Here is a 13,158-nt window from a genome sequence, read left to right as displayed (position 1 = left end):
TCCCTTGGCTTAGTGCGGATGGAAAACAACACGATCCGGTACAGGCTTGAAGGTACCCATGGCGCTCCACCAAGGCATCAGGAGGAAGAAGCCAAAGTAGACGAAGGTACCGAACTGTGCGATTGCAGTACCGATTGCGGTCGGCGGCTGCACACCCAGATAACCGAGAACGACAAAAGCAATGCCAAATACGATGTACACGTATTTGTGCCAGCTAGGACGATAACGAATCGACTTGACCGGCGATACGTCCAGCCATGGCAGGCCAAACATGATCATGACGGACACGCCCATCAGCACGACACCCCAGAATTTTGCATCGAAGACGAACATGCCGGCGATTGCAGCCAGGCCGATTACGGCAGCGGCGATCTTGAACTTGCTGGCAAGACGGGTCTTCAGGATGATCAGCGCAACATATGCCGCGACGCCTGCCGCCAGCCAGATCATGAAGTCTGAAGTAGTGGCACGCAGGATCGAATAGAACGGCGTGAAGTACCAGACCGGAGCGATATGCGGCGGCGTCTTCAGCGGATCAGCCGGGATGAAGTTGTTGTACTCGAGGAAGTAACCACCCATTTCCGGCGCGAAGAACACCACTGCGGTGAACACGAACAGGAAGATCGTCACGATGAAAATATCGTGTACCGAGTAGTAAGGATGGAAAGGGATGCCGTCCAGCGGAACACCTTTTTCATCGACTTTTTCCTTGATTTCAACGCCATCCGGGTTGCTCGAACCCACTTCATGCAAGGCGACGATATGCGCAACTACCAGGCCGATCAGGACCAGCGGGATTGCGATCACGTGGAACGCAAAGAAGCGGTTCAGGGTAGCGTCGGACACCACGTAATCGCCACGAATCCACAGCGACAGGTCAGGACCGATGAATGGAATCGCACCGAACAGGTTCACGATAACTTGTGCGCCCCAGTACGACATCTGGCCCCATGGCAGCAGGTAGCCGAAGAAGGCTTCCGCCATCAGGCACAGGAAGATCGCGACGCCGAACAGCCAGACCAGTTCACGCGGTTTGCGATACGAACCGTACAGCAGGCCACGCAACATATGGATATAAACCACGACGAAGAACGCCGAAGCGCCGGTCGAGTGCATATAGCGCACCAGCCAGCCCCAAGGCACATCGCGCATGATGTATTCCACCGAAGCAAACGCCAGGTTTGCGTCCGGTTTGTAATGCATCACGAGGAAAATACCGGTCACGATCTGGATCACCAGCACCAGCAGTGCGAGCGAGCCAAAAACGTAGAGGAAGTTGAAATTCTTTGGAGCGTAGTATTCGGAGAGATGGGCCTTCCAGGTCGATGACAGCGGGAAGCGGGCGTCGACCCAGTTCAGAGCCTTGTCAGCGATAGGTGCGTCGGCGGGGAGCTGCTTTTCGTGGAATGCCATGATTACGCCTCACCTTTCTCATCTTTACCGATGACCAGCTTGGTGTCGCCTTCGAACATATACGGCGGAACCTGCAAATTGTCTGGCGAAGGTTTATTTTTATAAACGCGGCCGGCCAGATCGAAGGTCGAACCGTGGCATGGGCAAAGGAAGCCGCCGTGCCAGTCGTCAGGCAGCGATGGCTGGGCACCGGTCTGCAACTTGGCGGTCGGCGAGCAACCCAGATGAGGACAGATACCGACCACGACCAACAGGTCCTTTTGTCGGGAACGCCATTCATTCATGGCGTATTCCGGGGTGGTAGAGAACTGCGTACGGGCAGATTCAGGATCCGCCAACTCACCGTCGGATTTACCTAAAGCGGCCACCTGTTCCGGTGTGCGCTTCATGATCCAGACGGGATTACCGCGCCATTCGACAGTTTTTATCTCACCCGGAGTGAGGCTAGAAATATCGACTTCAACAGGCGCACCAGCGGCTTTTGCGCGCTCCGATGGCTGAAACGTAGAGACTAATACTCCAGTTGTGGCTAAGCCAGCTACGCCACCCGCCGCACATGTGGCGACGAGCAAGCCTCGCCGACCGGAATCGACCTGCTTTTCGTTACTCATACCAACCCCAATCAGTCAAAATGCGAAATCTGTACGAAACTTCTAGCAACCTTAGATTATAACGGAGCCAACGTTTGTTTTAAAGCAAATAGACATGCTTCATTTAATTTTGCGGAACTTTTGAGCAATACGGCAACACGCAATTATTTTTTAATTATTTATTTGCGACGCATTATCCATCGAAAATGACAAAAATTGAGGAAATTTAATTTGACGTTTTTTGCGCCTAAAACTAGGATACGTTGGCGCATTGCATTTTTACAAACAAGTTAAACGGAGGATTGCCATGGGCATGATGCAGGAATTCAAGGAATTTGCGGTCAAGGGTAACGTGGTCGATTTGGCCGTCGCAGTCATTGTGGGCGCGGCATTCGGCAAGATCGTCGATTCGCTGGTACAGGATGTCATCATGCCGGTGGTCGGCAAGATTTTCGGCGGCCTGGACTTCAGCAATTACTACATTGCGCTCAATAATCAGGATCCCAACCTGACATTGGTAGAAGCAAAAAAACTGGGCGCGGTCCTCGCCTACGGCAATTTCATCACAATTGCGCTTAATTTCATCATTCTTGCCTTCATCATTTTCCAAATGGTACGTCTGCTGAACAAACTGAAGCGCACTGACCCACCTGCCCCGGAAGCACCGGCGGAAACTCCGGAAGATATCGCGCTCTTGCGTGAAATCCGCGACTCACTGAAAAAATAAACAAAAAGGCCGCCCATACAGGCGGCCTTTTTTATTCGTCGCAACAAACGCCCGGCAAGTCCTAGCGCTTGGATTTCAATTGATCCATCTGCAATAAACCACGGCGATTCGCTTCATACACGGCCTCGCCACGCGAATGCACAGATAATTTATCGTAGATATTTTTGATGTGTGTTTGTATCGTACCAACGGACAGCGATAACTGCCTTGCGACTTCGCCATAACTGTCGCCGCGCGCAATCAGGTCCAGGATGGTTGATTCGCGCTTGGTCAGCGCGACCTGCTCGGCAGCGGCCGCATCATTCACCGCATCGGGCGCTTTCTTGCCATCACGCACCCGGCCCAACACCTTGCGCGCTATCGTCGGGCTGATCGGCGAACCGCCCGCGTGCAAATCCAGCAAGGCGCGAACGATATCGAGGCGATCTGCATCTTTCAGTACATAACCGGAAGCGCCGGCTTCTATGCTGTCGAGCACATTGTCCTGATCGCTGGAAGTAGTGATGACCATGATATTGCAGGCGGGATAGCGATGCGCGCAGTAACGGATGATGTCTATGCCGGAACCATCCGGCAAACCCAGGTCGACCAGCAAGAGCTCAACCGTTTGCTGTTCCAGCCAGCTCAACGCGGACTTCACATCGCTGAGTGCATCGAGCAATTTCAGTGACGGCTCTTTCTCGATTGCAAGACTCAAGGTACGGCGCGTCAACGCGTCATCCTCGACGACTAGAACTGTAATCGGCCCATCGGCTACCGGTTCCTGCATTGATCCGTACTCCTCTCCGTACCCGACACGCGAACAAAAACGCGCCTGTATTTTTTGCCAATATTTGTAGTTATACCATAGTCGCAAATTGCCATGCAGCATGATTACGCAAGACATGCATATATGTCTGCAATCATGTTCTGGAAATGCCTTAGACAGGGTTATCGATGTCGATAAAATAGTGCCGGAGATCGAAGCTGCGCGCGACATGCTCACCCAAAGCCTGTACGCCGTAGCGCTCAGTTGCATGATGACCACAGGCAAGATAGGCGACGCCGCTTTCACGCGCCAGGTGCACGGTGGGTTCGGATATTTCACCACTCAAATAAACTTGCGCGCCGGCAGCTATCGCATCCCCAAGGAAGCCTTGGGCCGCACCGGTACACCAACCTATCGCGCCCAGCTTCTGCGCCGGGTCCCCGATCAGCAAAGGTTTACGCTGCAAACTTTTTTCGATTTCCTGCGCCAGTTCGCCGACTGTGGCCACCGCAGGATTCGTGCTCCTGCCCAACCAACCCAAATCATCTTCAGCAAAACGTGATTCGGCTTGCAAGCCGAGTCGTGCGGCCAGTTGTGCGTTGTTGCCGAACTCCGCATGCATATCCAGCGGCAGGTGATAAGCGAATAAATTTACATCGTGCGTCAGCAATGTTTTCAGGCGTTGATGCTTTTGCCCGATCACGCGCATATCCTCGCCACGCCAAAAGTAACCGTGATGTACGAGGATGGCGTCCGCATCTTTTTCCAGCGCAGCCTCCAGCAATGCCATGCTGGCGGTGACACCGCTGACCAGTGTTTTAATTTGCCTGCGCCCTTCGACTTGCAAGCCGTTTGGGCAAAAATCGCGAAAACGGGTAATATCAAGCGTTCTCGCTAGATATTTGGCAAGTTCATCCCTATCTATCATTCCCTGACCCATTTTTCCTACCTTTTATGCGACGTCTTTGGCTGTTGTTTGCGCAAACCGTAACCGTCGGTTTGGCAATTTTATTCATTGTAACGACCTTGAAGCCCGAATGGGCGAGCGGCGTACTGGGCGGCGCGCAAAAGGTGCGCAGCTCGACTTCGGTGGCGATGCTGGAAGCGCCGCCAAATACGGCGCCGACCCAGGGTTCGTTCCGTGATGCGGCCAAAGTGGCAATGCCGTCGGTGGTGAATATCTTCACCAGTAAAACCGCGACGCCATCGCAGAACCCATTCATGGATGATCCGTTCTTCCGGAAGTTCTTCGGTGACCGCTTCGATGAGCAACAGGAAAAACAAGTCAGCCTCGGCTCCGGCGTCATCGTCAGTGCAGAGGGTTATATCCTCACGAATAATCACGTAGTTGAGGCGGCGGATGAAATTGAAGTCGCGCTGACCGATGGCCGCAAAGCGATTGCAAAAGTCGTCGGTTCCGATCCGGAAACCGACCTCGCCGTCATCAAAATCAATCTGGATAACCTGCCTGCGATCACACTGGGCCGGGTGGAAGAAGCCCGTGTCGGCGACGTCGTACTGGCAATCGGCAATCCTTTCGGTGTCGGCCAAACCGTGACCATGGGCATCATCTCGGCACTCGGACGTAACCATCTCGGCATCCTCGATGCGTTTGAAAACTTCATCCAGACCGACGCCGCGATCAATCCCGGCAATTCCGGTGGCGCCCTGATCGATGCCAACGGCAACCTGCTTGGCATCAATACCGCGATCTATTCACGTAGCGGCGGTTCGCTGGGCATAGGCTTCGCGATTCCGGTGACAACCGTCAAATCGGTGATGGATGCCATCATCAAGAATGGCCACGTCATACGTGGCTATATTGGCGTCGAGCCGCAGGACATCACACCTGAGCTGGCGGAAAGCTTTGGCCTGAAGAAAAGCACGGGGGCGATCATCGCCGGGGTATTGAAGGGTGGCCCGGCCGATAAAGCCGGCATGCAACCTGGCGACATCCTGGTTTCGGTAGAAGGCAAGGCCATCACCGATATGGCGGACATGCTGAACCAGATCGCGCAACTGTCGCCGGGCACCAAGGCCAAGGTGGTAGTACTGCGACGCAATCAGGAAAACACTTTGAACATCACTGTCGGCATGCGCCCGAAAGCACCACCGCGCGCCGAGGAATAACAGGTAATACATCCATGCACATACGCGATCTCACCCAATTTTTAGCGGAGCTGTCCGAGAACAATAATCGCGCATGGTTCGTCATGAACAAGCCGCGCTACGATATCCTGCGCGCGGAATTCCTCGAACTGGTGACGGCATTGATTGCAGACATCAGCAAATTCGATCCTGCGGTAGCCGGCTGCAATCCCAAGAAAGCGCTGTTCCGCATCAATCGCGACATGCGCTTTTCAAAGGAAAAGATCCCCTACAAAACGCATTTCTCCGCAGCCATCAATGCGAACGGTTTGAAGAAACCAAGCCAGGGTGGTGGCCCGACTTACTACTTCCATATCAATGAAACCGGCACCCTGCTGCTTGCCGCCGGAGAATGGATGCCACCATCCGAACGCCTGCGCGCAATCCGCCAGCACGTGATCGACGACGCAGCGGGATTTTCCAAACTGTTGAAAAACAAGAAGTTGAAAGAGACTTACGGCGATTTACAGCAGGAAGGTAAGTTGACACGTCCGCCGAAAGGCTTCGATGCCGATGTGCCACATCTGGAATACATCAAGCTGAAGAATTTTATTGTATGGCGCGAAATCGAGGTCAGGAAAGTCGCCGACCTCGGAAAAACACTGGCGTCGGACTTCAAGGATGCTTATCCGCTCGTGACCTGGATGCGCCAGGCCTGATTAAATCGATTCGGATTCTTTTGGCGCCTGCGTGATCTTCACGAACATCGGCGCCAGCAACAGGCCGACTTCATACAGCAGGCATAAAGGCACCGCCAGCAAGAGCTGGCTCATCACGTCCGGTGGCGTGACAACGGCGGCTATCACAAAGGCACCGACGATCACATAAGGACGTATCTGTTTCAGTTTTTCGACTGACACCAAACCCATGCGCACCAGCACGATCACGATGACCGGCACTTCGAAGGTCAGGCCGAAGGCGATAAACATCGTCATGACAAAACCGAAATAGCTATCAATATCCGGTGCCACTGAAATCGACTTCGGCGCAAAGTTATTGATGAAGTGGAAGATCACACCGAACACGAAGAAGTAACAGAAGGCGACGCCAACCACAAACAAAGCCGAGGAAGACACCACCAGTGGCGCAATCAGCTTCTTTTCATGCGTATACAGCCCGGGTGCGATAAAAGCCCACAATTGGTATAAGACCCACGGCAGCGAGATCAGGAAGGCCACCAGCATCGTCACCTTCACCGGGATCAGGAACGGCGTGATGACGCCGGTCGCAATCATTTTGCTGCCTTCCGGCAGTGCCAGCATCATCGGACGTGCCAGCAGGTCGTAAATATCGCCGGCCCAAGGCATCAGGCACAGGAAGATCACGATCACCACGATAGAGGCTTTCATCAGCCTGCTACGCAGTTCGATCAAATGCGAAATGAATGAGTCTTCGGTACCAGTCATGTTCTTTTCTTCATTCATTATGGCGCGACGGCAATCATCTCAGGTATTCGACCATAGGACAGTGACTTATAAAACGGCGCGCGACCCGGCGCCATTAAGCTGCGCAACTGTTCCATCAATGGAAAAATGGTGAAGATTTGCGGGCGTGGGCAGGCGTATGTTTCGCCATGCGGGCGGCACCGGAAATGACACGCGATTTTTGGCCGCTTTGACGCTTGTACCAGGATGGAATGGCCGAGGTATGTGCCAATTTCTTTTTGCGGAAATTCTTTGATTTGGCCGCGGCTTCATCGTAGGTCGGCGGCTCCATCAAGGGATTGAGCTCCATATCCGCACTTGAATCGTCCCAGGCTGAGTTCAGGGAACTCTCGGCTTGCGAGACACCTTCCGAAATCGAACGCTGGACATCACTCGCAGCCGACTGCACGTCCTGGTGCATCTTGCGCAGCTCATCGAGTTCCATCTCGCGACTCACTTCGGATTTGACATCATTGATGTAGCGTTGCGCACGGCCGAACAAAGTACCGGCCATACGCGCCACTTTCGGCAACTTTTCCGGTCCGATGAAAACCAGTGCCGCAACACCAATGATCGCAAGCTTGGAAAAGGCGATATCGATCATACGATTGGCGATAGGCTGAACATAGTGTGTGCAGGCTCAGGCCGGATGGCCACCCCTGCCCACAAGATGATCAGCTGTTCGACTTCTCTTTCACTTCAACATCGACGGTGCCTTTGTCGGCAACCTGCGATGGCGCAGCGTTCTGGGCGGCAGGCTTGTCGTCCTCGCCTTTCATGCCGTCTTTAAAACCTTTAACGGCTTTACCGACGTCCGAACCCATATTGCCAAGTTTTTTGGTGCCGAATACCAGCATCACGATGACCAGTACAATCAACCAGTGCCAGATGCTAAATGAACCCATCATTTTCTCCTTGTTAAGCGTCGCCGCCCTGTTTCTATGTTTCTAGAATTATTGTTTTAAGCCAGTGACCTGCGCCATGGACGCGGCCCACCCAGCACATGCATATGCAGATGGTACACCTCTTGCCCACCATCCGGCCCGATATTGAACAGCGTCTTAAAACCACCGCTGCCCACACCATCGCCATTCGCGCTGTAACCCACGCCTTGCTCTTGTGCCAGCTTGGGCGCGAGCAAGGATATTTTACCCAACAATGCAGCCTCATCGACGGTGCAATCAGCCAATGTTGCGACATGCTTTTTTGGAATGATCAGGAAATGGACCGGTGCTGCGGGATTGATATCGTTGAATGCGAGCAAATCGTCGTCTTCATAAATAATCTGTGCAGGAATTTGTTTCGCGGCAATTTTACAAAAAATACAATTATCCAAATGAAACTCCATCGTGGTTGGTTCTCAACGCCAGCGTATCAGATGTGGTGATAATTAGTCCGCTTTGCGCGCAGCTTTTTCTTCAATGCCGGAAATACCTTCGCGGCGCGCCAGCTCATTGAGCACATCCTGTGGCGTCAAATCGAACTGCGCCAGCAAGACGGCGGAATGAAACCAGAGATCGGCACACTCGTACAAGACCTTGGACTTGTCGGCACCGGCACGCGCATCCTTGGCCGCCATCACCAGCTCGGTCGCTTCTTCGCCGATTTTTTTCAAAATCGCGTCGTCACCCTTGCTGAACAGGCGTGCCACATACGACTTATCAGGATCGCCGCCATTCGCCGGCTTGCGCGATTCGATCACGGCCGCCAGGCGCTTCAGTGTTTCACTCATGCGACTCCGCCTTTATTTGTATATCGTTTCCGGATTTTTCAGCACAGGCTCTACGGTTTCCCAGTCGCCGTCTTTGGCGCCGCCTTCAAACTTCTGGAAGAAGCAGGAATGGCGTCCTGTATGGCAGGCGATCTTGCCGACTTGCTCAACCTTGAGCAAGACCACGTCTTCATCGCAGTCGAGCCGTACTTCATGTACTTTTTGCGTGTGGCCGGACTCTTCGCCCTTGTGCCACAGCTTTTTGCGCGAACGGCTCCAGTAAATCGCTTCGCCGGTTTCTATGGTTTTGGCCAACGCGTCACGATTCATCCACGCAAACATCAGCACGTCGTTCGTACCGACTTCCTGTGCGATGACCGGCACCAGGCCGTGCTCGTCCCACTTCACCTTATTCAGCCATTTTGCATTGCTGCTCATACCAACCTCATTGGAATACCTTGATCTGACATGAAACGCTTGGCTTCCTGCACCGTGTGCTGACCGTAATGGAAGATACTGGCCGCCAGCACTGCATCGGCACGGCCGACCTTGACGCCATCCGCCAGGTCCTGCAAACCGCCGACACCACCGGACGCAATCACCGGGATGCTGATCGCATCCGAGACCGAACGCGTCAGGTCCAGGTCGAAACCTATCTTGGTGCCGTCGCGATCCATGCTGGTCAGCAGGATTTCACCGGCGCCCAGGTTTTGCATTTTCTTGGCCCATTCGACCGCATCCAGGCCGGTAGCCTTGCGGCCGCCATGCGTGAACACTTCCCAGCGGCCATCGGATGCCTTCTTCGCATCGATAGCCACCACTATGCATTGGGAGCCGTACTTCTGCGATGCATCGAATACCAGTTGCGGATTGCTGATGGCGGAACTGTTGATGCCGACCTTGTCTGCGCCCGCATTCAGCAAACGCCGCACATCGTCGACCGCGCGCACACCACCACCTACCGTCAATGGAATAAATACCTGCGAAGCAACCTCTTCGATAATGTCGAGGATCAGGTCACGCCCATCCGAGGTCGCCGTAATGTCGAGAAAAGTGATCTCGTCCGCGCCTTGCGCGTCATAACGGCGCGCGATTTCAACCGGATCACCGGCATCGCGCAGCTCGAGGAAATTGACACCCTTGACGACGCGGCCGGCGGTCACATCGAGGCAAGGGATGATACGTTTTGCCAGTGTCATGCGTCCGCTTCCGGTGCTTCATCGGTCAATTCATCGGCACGGTCCTGCGCCGAACGCAGATCCAGCGTGCCTTCATAAATCGAACGACCGCAAATCACGCCTTCGATGCCTTCATCCTGTACCGCGCACAGTGCTTCCACATCCTTGATGTTGTGCACGCCGCCGGAAGCGATGACAGGAATCGTCATGCTTTGCGCCAGTTTGACGGTAGCTTCGATATTCACGCCACCCATCATGCCGTCGCGGCCGATATCGGTGTAGATGATGGATTCACAGCCGTAATCTTCGAATTTCTTCGCCAGGTCTATCACTTCATGACCACTCAGCTTGCTCCAGCCATCGGTGGCAACCTTGCCATCCTTGGCATCGAGGCCAACGATGATCTGACCCGGGAAGGCGCTGCAGGCATCGTGCAGGAAGCCCGGGTTCTTGACCGCTGCGGTACCGATGATGATGTAACTCAGGCCATCGTCGAGATAGCGTTCGATGGTGTCGAGGTCACGGATCCCGCCGCCAAGTTGCACCGGGATTTCTTCTATACCGTTTTTTTCCGCGTATTCGCGTACGGCCTGCAGGATCGATTTGACCGCCGACTCATTCTTCGGCTTGCCGGCAAATGCGCCGTTCAAATCAACCAGATGCAGACGACGCGCACCTTGCAATAACCAGTGACGCGCCATTTCGGCAGGGTCTTCGGAAAATACAGTGGCTTGGTCCATATCGCCTTGTTTCAGGCGAACGCAGTGACCGTCTTTGAGATCGATGGCAGGTATGAGCAGCATGGATACGTTAGCAGTGTGAGGTTGTAAGTAGAAAAGAAAGCGATAGTGGATAAGGCTTACGGATTCCAGTGAACAAAATTCTTGTACAGCTGCAGCCCGGCCGTGGCACTTTTTTCCGGATGGAACTGCGTCGCAAAGATGTTATCGCGTGCAATCGCGCTGCAAAACGGCGCGCCATAGGGTGTTTCACCTACCATGTGGGCGATATTTGCAGGGACGGCGTAATAACTATGCACGAAATAGAAGTAGCTGTCGTCAGCAATCTGATCCCACAACGGATGTGACTGCGCCTGACGCACGCGGTTCCAACCCATTTGCGGGACTTTAAAACGGGAGCCATCTTCCTGCAATTGCTGGTCGAGGCGGAATTTGATGACCTTGCCGGGGAACAAGCCGAGGCCGGCGGTATCACCTTCTTCACTCCAGTCAAACATCAGTTGCTCACCGACACAGACGCCGAATAAAGGTTTGTTACGGGCGGCATCGAGCAAGGCTTCCTGCAAACCCGACTCCTGCAGCGAACGCATGCAATCCGGGATGGCACCCTGCCCCGGCAGGACCAGGCGGTCAGCCGTATGGATGTCATTGAGCTCGCCCGAAATGCGGACATCCGCTTCCGGCGCCACTTTACGCAAAGCCTGGGCGACCGAGCGCAGATTGCCCACGCCGTAATCCACTACAACAATTTTGTTCATACCGGTTGATTCAGATTTCAGTGTATTGAAATTCTCTTGCAGGCCGCGAGCAGCTTACAGGCTGCCTTTGGTCGATGGAATCGTACCAACGGAACGCGGATCCAGTTCAGCCGCCATGCGCAATGCACGGCCGAAGGCCTTGAATACGGTTTCGCACTGATGGTGGGCATTCGCGCCACGCAAATTATCGATATGCAAAGATACCAGCGCGTGATTGACGAAGCCCTGGAAGAATTCGTGTGTCAGATCGACATCAAAAGTGCCTATCATCGAACGGGTGAAGGGGACATGGAATTCCAGTCCTGGCCGACCCGAGAAGTCGATGACGACGCGCGACAATGCTTCGTCCAGCGGCACATAGGAATGACCGTAACGGCGGATGCCTTTTTTGTCGCCGATCGCTTTGGCAAAAGCCTGGCCCAGCGTAATGCCGACGTCTTCCACCGTGTGGTGGGCATCGATATGCAGATCGCCTTTGGCTTCGATATCCAGATCGATCAGGCCGTGACGGGCAATCTGATCCAGCATATGGTCGAGGAAAGGCACGCCGGTGTTCAGTTTTTGCTGACCGGTACCATCGATATTGATCGCAACGCGGATTTGCGTCTCGTTGGTATTGCGCGTGATTTCTGCAGTGCGTGGCGTAGACATATTCAATTAACAACCAGTAATGACGAAGAAGGTAATGCTAGTACAGCATCGAGATATAAATCACTTTGCCACTTCAGAGGCAAAGCATGGCCAAGTTTATGGCAATACATGCATTTTACCCACATTTTCAACGAGGACTTTAGCTTCGGGCACCTGATTCGCCAGATACACGCCTTTTTAGCCCGGGAATCGCAGGAATCTGCATAAAAGCACCGACTCTTGGCAATTCCACATCGAAATTAATCAGATTTCTTCCGACGCTGATTTTTGCTCCTGCCCTGCCAACACCAGACTTGCCGTTTCTTCCTGCGGCGTCAGCAGCTGCAAACGCTTTTCTATCATCTCGCAATATTCGGCATTCAGCTCGAAACCAACGAAATGGCGGCCGCAACGTTTGGCCGCCGCTGCCGTAGTGCCACTACCCATGAAAGGGTCCAGTACGACGCCGCCGGGCGGACACGAAGCCTTCAACATGCGCTCGACCACTTCCAGCGGCTTCTGGGTAGGATGGTCGGCCCGCTCGCGGTGCTCTTTATGCAAGCGCGACACGCTCCAGACATCCTTCGGGTTGTAGCCCATCTCCAGCCATTTGGCACCAACGAAGATGGAACGTGAACGCGCCTTCTTCGTTTCAGCATCGTAAGGGATGCGCACCGCGTCCAGGTCGAAGTAATAATCCTTGGCCTTGGCAAAGAAACCGATGGTGTCATGCACCGACGAAAACTTGCGGGTACCGCCGCCCATGGAAGGCACACGCCGGTCCCAGATGATTTCATTCAGCATGGTCATGCGTTTCTTCAGCATGACGAAGACTTCCGGCGAATAACGCCAGGTCAGGAAAATATACAGGCTGCCATTCGCCTTGAGCTTGGGCAAAGCCGCATCTATCCACTGCTCCATCCAATGCAGGTAAGCATCGGCATCCAGCTTGTCGGAATCGTTGCCGTAATCCTTGCCCAATCCATACGGCGGGTCGGCAATGATCAGGTCGATCGCCGCATCGGGAATACGCGCCAGTCCAGCCAGCGCATCTTCACAGAATATGCGATCGCGCCAATCCGTCATGGCTG

Annotated in this window: 18 protein-coding genes; 3 read left to right on the top strand and 15 right to left on the bottom strand. The window is 54.0% G+C overall.

Features of this window, described 5'->3' with window-relative positions; all coding sequences use genetic code 11:
• Nucleotides 1–9: 9 nt before the first annotated feature.
• A complete protein-coding gene (locus ACFQPC_RS14190; RefSeq protein WP_382272951.1) occupies nucleotides 10–1,416 on the bottom strand; it encodes a cytochrome b in 1,407 nt (468 codons plus the stop codon).
• Entirely contained in the window at nucleotides 1,416–2,024 is a 609-nt protein-coding gene (gene petA / locus ACFQPC_RS14185; protein WP_382272526.1) for a ubiquinol-cytochrome c reductase iron-sulfur subunit, read from the bottom strand. Before petA ends, ACFQPC_RS14190 begins: the two co-directional genes overlap by 1 nt.
• A 286-nt stretch (nucleotides 2,025–2,310) precedes the next feature.
• On the opposite strand from petA, the gene mscL reads away from it, so the two are divergent.
• A complete protein-coding gene (gene mscL, locus ACFQPC_RS14180) occupies nucleotides 2,311–2,730 on the top strand; it encodes a large conductance mechanosensitive channel protein MscL (RefSeq protein ID WP_382272525.1) in 420 nt (139 codons plus the stop codon).
• 61 nt (nucleotides 2,731–2,791) lie between these two features.
• Here mscL and ACFQPC_RS14175 read toward each other — a convergent pair whose 3' ends face one another.
• Nucleotides 2,792–3,499: a response regulator gene (locus ACFQPC_RS14175; RefSeq protein ID WP_382272524.1), complete on the bottom strand. Its 708-nt coding sequence runs from the start codon at nucleotides 3,497–3,499 to the stop codon at nucleotides 2,792–2,794.
• 151 nt (nucleotides 3,500–3,650) lie between these two features.
• Nucleotides 3,651–4,418 (bottom strand): Nif3-like dinuclear metal center hexameric protein, encoded by a 768-nt coding sequence (locus ACFQPC_RS14170; RefSeq protein ID WP_382272523.1) that lies wholly within the window; start codon nucleotides 4,416–4,418, stop codon nucleotides 3,651–3,653.
• A 14-nt stretch (nucleotides 4,419–4,432) separates the two neighbouring features.
• Between ACFQPC_RS14170 and ACFQPC_RS14165 the strand changes: the two genes are divergently transcribed.
• Both ACFQPC_RS14165 and ACFQPC_RS14160 read left to right on the top strand, forming a co-directional pair.
• On the top strand, nucleotides 4,433–5,608 hold the full coding sequence (locus ACFQPC_RS14165) for a Do family serine endopeptidase (RefSeq protein ID WP_382272522.1): 1,176 nt from the start codon (nucleotides 4,433–4,435) through the stop codon (nucleotides 5,606–5,608).
• 14 nt (nucleotides 5,609–5,622) lie between these two features.
• Nucleotides 5,623–6,285, top strand: coding sequence for a DUF2461 domain-containing protein (locus tag ACFQPC_RS14160; RefSeq protein WP_382272521.1), 663 nt, complete (start codon nucleotides 5,623–5,625; stop codon nucleotides 6,283–6,285).
• Here ACFQPC_RS14160 and tatC read toward each other — a convergent pair whose 3' ends face one another.
• The 11 genes from tatC to ACFQPC_RS14105 all read right to left on the bottom strand — a co-directional run bounded on the left by tatC (nucleotide 6,286) and on the right by ACFQPC_RS14105 (nucleotide 13,153).
• Complete coding sequence (gene tatC / locus ACFQPC_RS14155) at nucleotides 6,286–7,032, bottom strand: twin-arginine translocase subunit TatC (RefSeq protein ID WP_382272520.1); 747 nt, start codon at nucleotides 7,030–7,032, stop codon at nucleotides 6,286–6,288.
• A gap of 115 nt (nucleotides 7,033–7,147) precedes the next feature.
• Nucleotides 7,148–7,654 carry a Sec-independent protein translocase protein TatB gene (gene tatB, locus ACFQPC_RS14150; RefSeq protein WP_382272519.1) on the bottom strand — a complete coding sequence of 169 codons (507 nt, stop codon included), beginning with the start codon at nucleotides 7,652–7,654 and terminating at the stop codon, nucleotides 7,148–7,150.
• A 70-nt stretch (nucleotides 7,655–7,724) separates the two neighbouring features.
• Complete coding sequence (gene tatA / locus ACFQPC_RS14145) at nucleotides 7,725–7,955, bottom strand: Sec-independent protein translocase subunit TatA (RefSeq protein WP_076593136.1); 231 nt, start codon at nucleotides 7,953–7,955, stop codon at nucleotides 7,725–7,727.
• Between the two features lie 56 nt (nucleotides 7,956–8,011).
• Nucleotides 8,012–8,386: a histidine triad nucleotide-binding protein gene (locus ACFQPC_RS14140; protein ID WP_382272518.1), complete on the bottom strand. Its 375-nt coding sequence runs from the start codon at nucleotides 8,384–8,386 to the stop codon at nucleotides 8,012–8,014.
• A gap of 54 nt (nucleotides 8,387–8,440) precedes the next feature.
• Nucleotides 8,441–8,782: a phosphoribosyl-ATP diphosphatase gene (locus ACFQPC_RS14135; RefSeq protein WP_382272517.1), complete on the bottom strand. Its 342-nt coding sequence runs from the start codon at nucleotides 8,780–8,782 to the stop codon at nucleotides 8,441–8,443.
• A 12-nt stretch (nucleotides 8,783–8,794) separates the two neighbouring features.
• Nucleotides 8,795–9,199 (bottom strand): phosphoribosyl-AMP cyclohydrolase, encoded by a 405-nt coding sequence (gene hisI / locus ACFQPC_RS14130; protein WP_012081125.1) that lies wholly within the window; start codon nucleotides 9,197–9,199, stop codon nucleotides 8,795–8,797.
• Complete coding sequence (gene hisF / locus ACFQPC_RS14125; RefSeq protein ID WP_382272516.1) at nucleotides 9,196–9,960, bottom strand: imidazole glycerol phosphate synthase subunit HisF; 765 nt, start codon at nucleotides 9,958–9,960, stop codon at nucleotides 9,196–9,198. The genes hisI and hisF overlap by 4 nt, the downstream gene beginning before the upstream one ends.
• Nucleotides 9,957–10,742 carry a 1-(5-phosphoribosyl)-5-[(5-phosphoribosylamino)methylideneamino]imidazole-4-carboxamide isomerase gene (gene hisA / locus ACFQPC_RS14120; protein WP_012081127.1) on the bottom strand — a complete coding sequence of 262 codons (786 nt, stop codon included), beginning with the start codon at nucleotides 10,740–10,742 and terminating at the stop codon, nucleotides 9,957–9,959. The genes hisF and hisA overlap by 4 nt, the downstream gene beginning before the upstream one ends.
• Nucleotides 10,743–10,798: 56 nt before the next feature.
• On the bottom strand, nucleotides 10,799–11,437 hold the full coding sequence (hisH, locus tag ACFQPC_RS14115) for an imidazole glycerol phosphate synthase subunit HisH (RefSeq protein ID WP_012081128.1): 639 nt from the start codon (nucleotides 11,435–11,437) through the stop codon (nucleotides 10,799–10,801).
• Nucleotides 11,438–11,491: 54 nt separating this feature from the next.
• Nucleotides 11,492–12,088 (bottom strand): imidazoleglycerol-phosphate dehydratase HisB, encoded by a 597-nt coding sequence (gene hisB / locus ACFQPC_RS14110; RefSeq protein ID WP_012081129.1) that lies wholly within the window; start codon nucleotides 12,086–12,088, stop codon nucleotides 11,492–11,494.
• 243 nt (nucleotides 12,089–12,331) lie between these two features.
• The gene (locus tag ACFQPC_RS14105; protein ID WP_382272515.1) at nucleotides 12,332–13,153 is read right to left on the bottom strand and encodes a DNA-methyltransferase; all 822 of its coding nucleotides are present in this window, start codon (nucleotides 13,151–13,153) and stop codon (nucleotides 12,332–12,334) included.
• Between the last annotated feature and the right edge of the window lie 5 nt (nucleotides 13,154–13,158).

This window comes from Herminiimonas glaciei, assembly GCF_042664955.1.
Classification (GTDB): Bacteria; Pseudomonadota; Gammaproteobacteria; order Burkholderiales; family Burkholderiaceae_D; genus Oxalicibacterium; species Oxalicibacterium glaciei.
Note: the sequence above shows the minus strand (reverse complement) of the source record. Positions and strands in the feature narration are given on the sequence as shown.

What these genes read in the sequence shown, in the direction of transcription:
- hisI (WP_012081125.1), bottom strand. Translation starts at nt 9,199, where the DNA reads ATGAGCAGCAATGCAAAATGGCTGAATAAGGTGAAGTGGGACGAGCAC.
- hisH (WP_012081128.1), bottom strand. Translation starts at nt 11,437, where the DNA reads ATGAACAAAATTGTTGTAGTGGATTACGGCGTGGGCAATCTGCGCTCG.
- hisF (WP_382272516.1), bottom strand. Translation starts at nt 9,960, where the DNA reads ATGACACTGGCAAAACGTATCATCCCTTGCCTCGATGTGACCGCCGGC.
- ACFQPC_RS14160 (WP_382272521.1), top strand. Translation starts at nt 5,623, where the DNA reads ATGCACATACGCGATCTCACCCAATTTTTAGCGGAGCTGTCCGAGAAC.
- tatC (WP_382272520.1), bottom strand. Translation starts at nt 7,032, where the DNA reads ATGACTGGTACCGAAGACTCATTCATTTCGCATTTGATCGAACTGCGT.
- hisA (WP_012081127.1), bottom strand. Translation starts at nt 10,742, where the DNA reads ATGCTGCTCATACCTGCCATCGATCTCAAAGACGGTCACTGCGTTCGC.
- hisB (WP_012081129.1), bottom strand. Translation starts at nt 12,088, where the DNA reads ATGTCTACGCCACGCACTGCAGAAATCACGCGCAATACCAACGAGACG.
- ACFQPC_RS14170 (WP_382272523.1), bottom strand. Translation starts at nt 4,418, where the DNA reads ATGGGTCAGGGAATGATAGATAGGGATGAACTTGCCAAATATCTAGCG.
- ACFQPC_RS14135 (WP_382272517.1), bottom strand. Translation starts at nt 8,782, where the DNA reads ATGAGTGAAACACTGAAGCGCCTGGCGGCCGTGATCGAATCGCGCAAG.
- petA (WP_382272526.1), bottom strand. Translation starts at nt 2,024, where the DNA reads ATGAGTAACGAAAAGCAGGTCGATTCCGGTCGGCGAGGCTTGCTCGTC.
- tatB (WP_382272519.1), bottom strand. Translation starts at nt 7,654, where the DNA reads ATGATCGATATCGCCTTTTCCAAGCTTGCGATCATTGGTGTTGCGGCA.
- ACFQPC_RS14105 (WP_382272515.1), bottom strand. Translation starts at nt 13,153, where the DNA reads ATGACGGATTGGCGCGATCGCATATTCTGTGAAGATGCGCTGGCTGGA.
- ACFQPC_RS14165 (WP_382272522.1), top strand. Translation starts at nt 4,433, where the DNA reads ATGCGACGTCTTTGGCTGTTGTTTGCGCAAACCGTAACCGTCGGTTTG.
- tatA (WP_076593136.1), bottom strand. Translation starts at nt 7,955, where the DNA reads ATGGGTTCATTTAGCATCTGGCACTGGTTGATTGTACTGGTCATCGTG.
- ACFQPC_RS14175 (WP_382272524.1), bottom strand. Translation starts at nt 3,499, where the DNA reads ATGCAGGAACCGGTAGCCGATGGGCCGATTACAGTTCTAGTCGTCGAG.
- mscL (WP_382272525.1), top strand. Translation starts at nt 2,311, where the DNA reads ATGGGCATGATGCAGGAATTCAAGGAATTTGCGGTCAAGGGTAACGTG.